We start from the raw sequence: 8,039 nt of genomic DNA on the forward strand, positions 1-8,039 counted from the left end.
CTCCGGCCACCGTTGTGCTGGTCACTCCGTAACCTCCAAGCTCAGCAGATCTTCGACGGTTTCCCGACGCAGCAGGACGCGCGAGGCGCCGTCCTTGACGGCCACGACGGCAGGACGTGGAAGCAGGTTGTACCTGCTCGACATCGAATAGCAGTATGCACCGGTCGCCGCCACCGCCAGTAGGTCACCGGCCGCGACGTCGTCGGGCATCCACGTGTCGCGGATGACGATGTCGCCGCTTTCGCAGTGCTTCCCCACGACCCGAGCGACCACGGGGTCGCCCTCGCCGGCGCGCGACACCAGCCGCGATTCGTATTCGGCCTGGTACAGCGAGGTGCGGATGTTGTCGCTCATCCCGCCGTCGACGCTGATGTAGCGGCGGCTGTGGCCGGCGGCGACAGCAACGTCCTTGACGGTGCCGACCTCGTACAGCGTGATCGTGCCCGGGCCGGCGATCGCGCGTCCCGGTTCCACCGCGAGGGTCGGCGTGGGCAGCCCCACCAGCGACGATTCGGTACGGACGATGTCGGTGAGTTTCGCGGCGAGATCCGCGACGGGCGGCGGGTCGTCGCTCGGCACGTAGGAGATCCCGAGGCCACCGCCGAGGTCGACGATGTGCAGCTGGGATGTTTTGTCGACGCCGAACTCGGCGACGATGTCGCGGAGCAGACCGATGACACGGTGCGCGGCGAGTTCGAACCCGTCGACGTCGAAGATCTGCGATCCGATGTGACTGTGCAGACCCACCAGACGCAGATTGTCGGTGGCGAACACCCGGCGTACGGCGTTCATCGCTGCGCCCCCGGCCAGTGACAGACCGAACTTCTGATCCTCGTGTGCGGTGGAGATGAACTCGTGGGTGTGGGCTTCGACACCGACGGTGACGCGGATCAGCACATCCTGCACGATCCCGAGTTCACCGGCGATCGCGTCGAGCCGGTCGATCTCGGCGAGGGAATCGAGCACGATGTGCCCGACACCCGCGGAGACGGCCGTCCGCAACTCGACGAGCGACTTGTTGTTGCCGTGCATCGCGATCTTCTCGGCGGGGAAACCGGCGTGCAGCGCCACGGCGAGTTCCCCACCGGACGCGACGTCGAGCGACAGCCCCTCCTGGTGAACCCACCGTGCGATCTCCGTGCACAGGAACGCCTTGGACGCGTAGTGCACGCGCGCGTCGGGTCCGAATGCCGCCGCGATCTCCCGGCAACGCGACCGGAAATCGTCCTCGTCCACGACGAACAGCGGGGTTCCGTACTGCTCGGCGAGGTCGGTGACGGCGACACCGGCGATGCTCACCACGCCGTCGTCGCCGCGCACGGTGCCGCGCGGCCACACGTTGGTGTGCAGGGTGTTCAGTTCGGCGGGCGTGGGTCGTTCGGGCAGCCCGGGTGCGTGCGGGATCTCTGCGTGCCGGGGTCCGGCCGGGTGCGCGTTCACATCCGCTCCGGGGCGCCGACACCGAGCAGACCGAGTCCGTTGCCGAGCACCTGGCGGGTCGCCGCGCACAGCGCGAGACGGGCCGTGTGCAGCGGGCCCGGTTCCTCGTCGCCCTGCGGCAGGATGCGGCACGCATCGTAGAAGCGGTGGTAGGTGCCGGCGAGTTCCTCGAGGTACCGCGCGACCCGGTGCGGTTCACGCAGTTCGGCGGCCTTCGCCACGACCCGCGGGTATTCGCCGAGGGTGCGGATCAACTCGCCCTCGCGGTCGTGGGTGAGCAACGCGAGATCGGCACCGTCGCCGCTGAGACCGAGCTCGGCGGCGTTGCGGGCGATCGACGACAGCCGCGCGTGGGCGTACTGCACGTAGTACACCGGGTTCTCGTTGGACGCCGACGCCCACAACGCGAGGTCGATGTCGATGCCCTGGTCCACCGACGAGCGCACGAGGGAGTAGCGGGCGGCGTCCACGCCGATGGCCTCGACCAGATCGTCGAGGGTGATCACCGTGCCGGCGCGCTTGCTCATCTTCACGGCCTGGCCGTCGCGGACGAGGTTGACCATCTGACCGATCATGACCTCGACGGTGTCGGGGTCGTCACCGAACGCGGCAGCTGCGGCCTTCAGCCGCGCGATGTAGCCGTGGTGGTCGGCACCGAGCATGTAGATGCACAGGTCGAAGCCACGCGAACGCTTGTCCTGGAAGTAGGCGATGTCGCCCGCGATGTAGGCGGCGTTGCCGTCGGACTTGATGACGACGCGGTCCTTGTCGTCGCCGTAGTCGGTGCTCTTGAGCCACCAGGCGCCGTCGTCGAAGTACAGGTTCCCCGACGTTTTCAGGGTCTCGACGGCCTTGTCGACCGCTCCGGATTCGAACAGCGAGTTCTCGTGGAAGTACACGTCGAAGTCGACACCGAACTCGTGCAGCGTGCGTTTGATGTGCGCGAACATCAGGTCCACGCCGATCGACCGGAACACCTCGTGGCGTTCGTCCTCGGGCAGGTCGAGGGCGTCGGGGCGCTGCGCGACGACGGAGTTCGCGATCTCGACGATGTAGTCGCCGGCGTAGCCGTCCTCCGGGGCGGGCAGTCCCTGCGCGGACGCGATCAGCGACCGGGTGAACCGATCGATCTGCCCGCCGTGGTCGTTGAAGTAGTACTCGCGGGTGATGTCACCGCCCTGCGCCTCGAGGACACGTCCCAGCGCGTCGCCGACCGCCGCCCAGCGGGTTCCCCCCAGGTGGATGGGTCCGGTGGGGTTCGCGGAGACGAATTCGAGGTTGATGCGGCGACCGGCGAGCGCATCACCGGAGCCGTATGCGTCGCCCTCGGCGAGGACCTTCGAGACGATGGCGCCCTGCGCGTCGGCAGCCAACCGGATGTTGAGGAATCCCGGGCCCGCGACCTCGGCGGAGTCGATGCCGTCGGCCGCGGTCAACGCCTCGGCGAGCCAGGTCGCGAGGTCCCGCGGAACCACCCCGACCTTCTTCGCGACCTGCATCGCGACGTTGGTCGCGTAGTCGCCGTGCTCCGGGTTGCGCGGACGTTCGACGGTGAGGGTCTCGGGGAGGACGGACGCGTCGAGACCACGCTCGGCGAGCACCCTCGCGGCGGTTCCGTGGAGCAGTTCGGCAAGATCGGCAGGAGTCACGGGTGTCCATCCTATTGGCTGCCGGGAAACGGCGCGGACGCTGCCCCATACGCGGCGCCCGTACAGTTGTCGGTGCGTACCGACCGGCGGTGCGCCGCACACCCCGACCGGCGGCGTGCGGCCACGTCCGATGTCGGGTTCGTGCACCGTCCGTCCCACCGTCGAAAGAGCACCCACCGATGCCCAGCGGTTCGAACAACGGTCGTTCCGGAAAGAACACCGGCGCGAAATCGTCGAAGGCCATCAAGGCCGCCAAGAAGAGCGGCACCGCCCGCGGCCTGCCGAAACAACGGCAGGTGCCGTGGCCCCTCATCGGTGGTGCCGTCGCAGTCCTCGCACTGATCGCCGTGATCGCCGTCAACATCGTGCCGAAATACCAGGACCAGCAGGAACTCGCGGCTTGGACACCGTCGGAGTCGAACCGGGATCCGTCGCTGGCCATCGACGGTGTCGTCACGATCGACTACCCGGCCGGTCAGCACGTCACCGAGACCCAGCGTGTCGCCTACGATCAGAGCCCGCCGTTCGGGGGGCCGCACGACTCGATCTGGGCCACCTGCACGGGCACGGTGTACGAGCAGGCCGTCCGCACCGAGAACATGGTGCACTCCCTCGAGCACGGCGCCGTGTGGATCGCGTACAACCCCGATCTCGTCGACGACGCCGCCCGCGACACACTCGCCGCGAAGGTCGATGGCCGCACCTACATGATGATGTCGCCGTACCCCGGTCTCGACACTCCGATCTCGCTGCAGTCGTGGGGGCACCAGTTGAAGGTGGACAACGCCGACGACAAGCGGATCGACCACTTCATCGAGTCGCTGCGCCTGAACCAGTACACCTACCCCGAGGTCGGGGCGAGCTGCTCGACGATCCCGGCGTCGTTCGATCCGGCGAACCCCCCGCCGTTCGATCCGAGCGCGCCCGGCGCCGGTGCGGTGCCGATGGACGGCGGTACGGTCGACGGCAGCGAGCAGTTCCCTGCCGACATGCAGGCCCCCGCGGGGAGCTGACCGTGAACACCTCCCCGGATTCCGCTTCCCCCGCATCGGACGATCGCGGACGGAACCGTTCGGCGTGGATCGCGCTCGTCGCGGTCGCGGCCCTCGCCGTCGGGTTTCTCCTCGGGTTCCTCGCGCGGATGCCGCTCGAGGACACGCAGCCGGCGACTCCCGCCGCCGGGTCCGTGGACGTCGGCTTCGCGCAGGACATGTCGGTCCACCACGATCAGGCCATCGAGATGGCCGCGATCGCTCTCACCGGATCCGACGACGTGCGGGTGCGCAACCTCGCGTACGACATCCTCACCACCCAGCAGAACCAGCTCGGTCAGATGCAGGGGTGGTTGACGCTGTGGGGTCGACCACCGCTCCCGGCCGGCGACTACATGCAGTGGATGGCCGAGGACACAGGTCACGGCCACGGTTCCACGGGGGCGGACGGATCGGGCCACGACGCCGCCGGCATGCAGCGGATGCCGGGGATGGCCTCGTCCGACGACCTCGCGAACCTCCGCGCGGCGACGGGCACCGACCTCGACGTGCTGTTCCTGCAGTTGATGCTGCGGCACCACGAGGGTGGGCTCCCGATGATGGAGTACGGCGCGCAGCACGCGAGCATCGCCGCTGTCCGCAATCTCGCGCAGACCATGGTCGACACCCAGGTCGGCGAGTCGCAGTTGATGACGTCGATGCTCGCCGACCGCGGAGCCGTACCGTTGCCCCTGAACTGACCACAGCCGCCTGGTCGGGTTCGAAAACCATGCCTGACCAGGCGATGTGGCGTTGGGGCGAACATGCGCTAGGCTAACTCCCGCACGCCGGTCCCCCACCGGCGAGTGGATCGCCCTCGTAGCTCAGGGGATAGAGCGCTTGCCTCCGGAGCAAGAAGTCGCAGGTTCGAATCCTGCCGAGGGCACAGAGTCGGTGCAGGTCAGGGGCGCAACAACCCCTGACTCACCTCCCCCGCGCAGATCACGTGCAGATTCAACCGGGTTCGAGACCTCACGAGAGGTCTACCGATGAGCACTCACACCCCCGCGGCGCCCTCCGAGCGGCTGCGATTCTTCGACGTCCTCGACTGCCTCGACGACCTGCTCGAGGATGCCGAGCAGCAACGTCTCGTTCTCATCGAGCAGCTCCGCGGCCGCGACGCGGAACCTGCCGCGAAAGATCTCGCGCGCGCAAGTCTCGACGAAGACTACTTCGAGTGAGCAAGGAACACATGACGAACCCGTCCGCTTCGGAAGAGAGCTTCCGCAAGCTCGAGAGCAACCCCGACTTCCTCGACCTGTACCTCGACCTCGTCGCGCTGTACCTGGACGCAGCATTCGACGATCCCGCCGCCGCCGAGGTGGAGCGCTGGACGCTCAGTTGCCTACCGGCGACGAACGGTGGCGCGCGGGCGTTCACGCTCAACATCGGACCGATGGAGGTCCTGTACGCGGCGGCGCCTCCGGAAACCGAGGACGAGCTCGCGCGGATGTGGGCTCGCGTCTACGTGTCCACCTCCGCCCTCGAGGACTGCACGCAGCTCCCTGTGGCTGGGCTGTCGGAGAAGTACCCCGCCCTGACCTTCGAACCGTGCCGGCTCGCGTCGGCCGACGGAGACGCGACCGTCATCGGATTGTGGATCCTCGACGACGAATCGATCGAACAGTTCACGACTCTGCTGGACGACCTCCGGCCCATCCGCGCTCTCGCGGACCGTTTGGAAGCAAGAGGCAAGGGGCCGTACGAGCAGTACCACAACCGCTGGTTCGCGCAGGCCGTCCTCGAACGACTCCAGGAAGTGGCCGACGCCGCCCTCGACAACGAGAACTGACACGCCACGGCGACAACTCCACTCCACCCGAAACTCGAGGGTGACGGCACGCAGGATCCTGTCGAGACAGTCTGCATCAGGCAGGTTTGGTCCGCGTGGTGAATGCAGCCGGCCGGTCACAGTTCTCCGTCGCGCGGCGCCGCGTCTTCGTTGTCGATGCCATCTACGTCCCCATCCCGCACACGGCCCGACCCGCCTCGGTTACACGGTTGTATTGCGGGCGCATCGGCGTGCCGCCACAGCCTTACGGGCGGCCTTCAACTGCTCGGCAACCACCTCGGGATCGTCCTCGTCGACGAGAGGCACGGACGGGGCACGTACTGGCAGCTCTCGACGAGGCTGATCTCCACCACGTCTGAGAACAGGTTTCCAGCTCTGTCCAGCACGCATCTCTCAGAGATTCGTCGCCTTGTCGTGCGACGTCGCACTGATGCCATCCGGGCCCATGCACATTCCCCCACTCCGACACCATCTGCGCGACCAATGTCGCGACATACCACCTGCCGGTTCCACTCGAGCAAATTGGCGGGAGCTGTCTCTCTGCTCTGCAAGTGCCGGCCCGGAGGATAATCGATGTTGACCAAGGATCAACAGGTACAGGAGATCGTCGAAGGCCTCGGTCTCGGCCTACTTGATCTCGGTGTGCAGCGCATCGCTCCTCGGGTTTTCGGTACTGAAACGAGAACGTCGAGATCGGAAGAGCGGGACGGCACCAGTTCACGCGCTCGACGACCTGTCCACGCTCCCCGCCCGGCCTGTGCGCGTGGTGGGCAGCTCCCAAGGTGTTCCTACACCCCGAACCCGCCGCCATCGTCGTGGTCGGTGAGCGACGGATGGATCGAGCCCCAGGCCGACGAACGTGGCCGGCAGGATCACCTGAGACCGGTCGTGGATCTGCCCGGCGGCGTCGGTCGCCGGCAGCGTGGGCGTCGCAGCTGTCCACAACCACCGATCCGGATCGTCCTCGGGCCGCTCCTGGTTCCAGAGCACCCAACAACTGAACCGCCCTGGACGAGGTGGAGGCTCCTGATCTAGCAAGGAGAATGCTGGTATGCCTGCACCGAAGAAGTACGACACCGAGACCCGGGAGCGTGCCGTCCGGATGTACCGAGACCGGATCCGCGAGTCCGGAGAGCCCAAGCTCGGAGCCCGCCGCCACGTCGGCGAACTCCTCGACATCAAACCGGCGACGCTACGGAACTGGATCGAGGCGGCCGACAGTGCGGACGCGCCGACGGTGTCCGTTTCGGGTGAAGCCGTCGACGCCAGCGAGGTACGGCGACTCCGCAAGGAGGTTGCCGAATTACGCCGGGCCAACGAGATTTTGAAGACCACGAGTGCGTTTTTCGCGGCGGCGGAGGTCGACCGCCGACTTCGGTGATCGTCGACTACATCGACGCTCACAAGGATCGCTTCGCCGGTCGACCCGATCTGTCGCGTACTCACCGAGCACGGCGTCACGATCGCCCCGTCCACCTACTACAAGGCCAAGCAGCGCGGATATGTCTCCGAGGCGGACCTGGCTGACGCCTACGCTGCGAACGCCGTCCACACGGTCTACGTGGACAACAGAAGCGTCCACGGTGTCCGCAAACTCTGGCGAGCGATGAAACGCGCTGGTCACGGGATGGGGCGCGATCAAGTGGCCCGCCTGATGGCGATCGTCGGAATCGTGGGAGCGGTCCGCGGACGGCATCACACGATCACGACCAAGCGGGACGATCGCGCACCGCGGCACCCGGATCTGGTCGAGCGGAAGTGGGATCTACCGCAGCGTCCGGACCAGTGGTGGGTCGCCGACTTCACCTATTGTTGGACGCTCTCCGGGTTCGTCTACACCGCGTTCCTGGTCGACGTCTACTCGCGCCGGATCTTGGGTTGGCGGGTCATGACATCGAAGACCACGCCGCTGGTGTCCGGCGTTCCCGAGCAGGCGTTGTTCACCCGTCGAAGGATCGATTCCTGTTTTACTGCAACAGGTTTGGTACATCACTCCGATGCGGGCAGTCAGGGTGGATTCAATCGGTCGTCGCAACACCTCGATGACGGAGGTGTGCGATGGGACACAGCAACAAGCAGACACGCCAGGCGCCGGTGGGTGCCCGACGGCAGTGGGCGGCGGATCGG

Annotated in this window: 6 protein-coding genes, 1 tRNA gene, 1 pseudogene and 1 other annotated feature; of the genes and pseudogenes, 6 read left to right on the forward strand and 2 right to left on the reverse strand. The window is 66.9% G+C overall.

The features are described 5' to 3' along the window. Window positions 1-21: 21 nt before the first annotated feature. Together lysA and argS are read right to left on the reverse strand one after the other, a co-directional pair. The gene (gene lysA, locus LDQ05_RS13830; protein WP_226437538.1) at window positions 22-1,440 is read right to left on the reverse strand and encodes a diaminopimelate decarboxylase; all 1,419 of its coding nucleotides are present in this window, start codon (window positions 1,438-1,440) and stop codon (window positions 22-24) included. Continuing rightward, window positions 1,437-3,089 carry an arginine--tRNA ligase gene (argS, locus tag LDQ05_RS13835; protein ID WP_226437539.1) on the reverse strand — a complete coding sequence of 551 codons (1,653 nt, stop codon included), beginning with the start codon at window positions 3,087-3,089 and terminating at the stop codon, window positions 1,437-1,439. The genes lysA and argS overlap by 4 nt, the downstream gene beginning before the upstream one ends. A 179-nt stretch (window positions 3,090-3,268) precedes the next feature. Between argS and LDQ05_RS13840 the strand changes: the two genes are divergently transcribed. The 6 genes and pseudogenes from LDQ05_RS13840 to LDQ05_RS13865 all read left to right on the forward strand — a co-directional run. Next, window positions 3,269-4,102: a thioredoxin-like domain-containing protein gene (locus LDQ05_RS13840; RefSeq protein ID WP_226437540.1), complete on the forward strand. Its 834-nt coding sequence runs from the start codon at window positions 3,269-3,271 to the stop codon at window positions 4,100-4,102. 2 nt (window positions 4,103-4,104) lie between these two features. Beyond that, window positions 4,105-4,821 carry a DUF305 domain-containing protein gene (locus LDQ05_RS13845; protein ID WP_372461110.1) on the forward strand — a complete coding sequence of 239 codons (717 nt, stop codon included), beginning with the start codon at window positions 4,105-4,107 and terminating at the stop codon, window positions 4,819-4,821. A 112-nt stretch (window positions 4,822-4,933) separates the two neighbouring features. Continuing rightward, window positions 4,934-5,006 (forward strand) — tRNA-Arg (locus tag LDQ05_RS13850). Window positions 5,007-5,109: 103 nt separating this feature from the next. After that, window positions 5,110-5,301 (forward strand): hypothetical protein, encoded by a 192-nt coding sequence (locus tag LDQ05_RS13855; protein ID WP_226437541.1) that lies wholly within the window; start codon window positions 5,110-5,112, stop codon window positions 5,299-5,301. Further along, window positions 5,298-5,912: a hypothetical protein gene (locus LDQ05_RS13860; protein ID WP_226437542.1), complete on the forward strand. Its 615-nt coding sequence runs from the start codon at window positions 5,298-5,300 to the stop codon at window positions 5,910-5,912. Before LDQ05_RS13855 ends, LDQ05_RS13860 begins: the two co-directional genes overlap by 4 nt. Window positions 5,913-6,963: 1,051 nt before the next feature. Then, a pseudogene (locus LDQ05_RS13865) lies at window positions 6,964-7,968 on the forward strand (IS3 family transposase); the annotation flags it as partial. Then, window positions 7,251-7,369, forward strand: a sequence feature (AL1L pseudoknot). Its footprint overlaps the pseudogene before it by 119 nt. Window positions 7,969-8,039: the final 71 nt, after the last annotated feature.

The organism is Rhodococcus yananensis, assembly GCF_020515525.1.
Classification (GTDB): domain Bacteria; phylum Actinomycetota; class Actinomycetes; order Mycobacteriales; family Mycobacteriaceae; genus Rhodococcus; species Rhodococcus yananensis.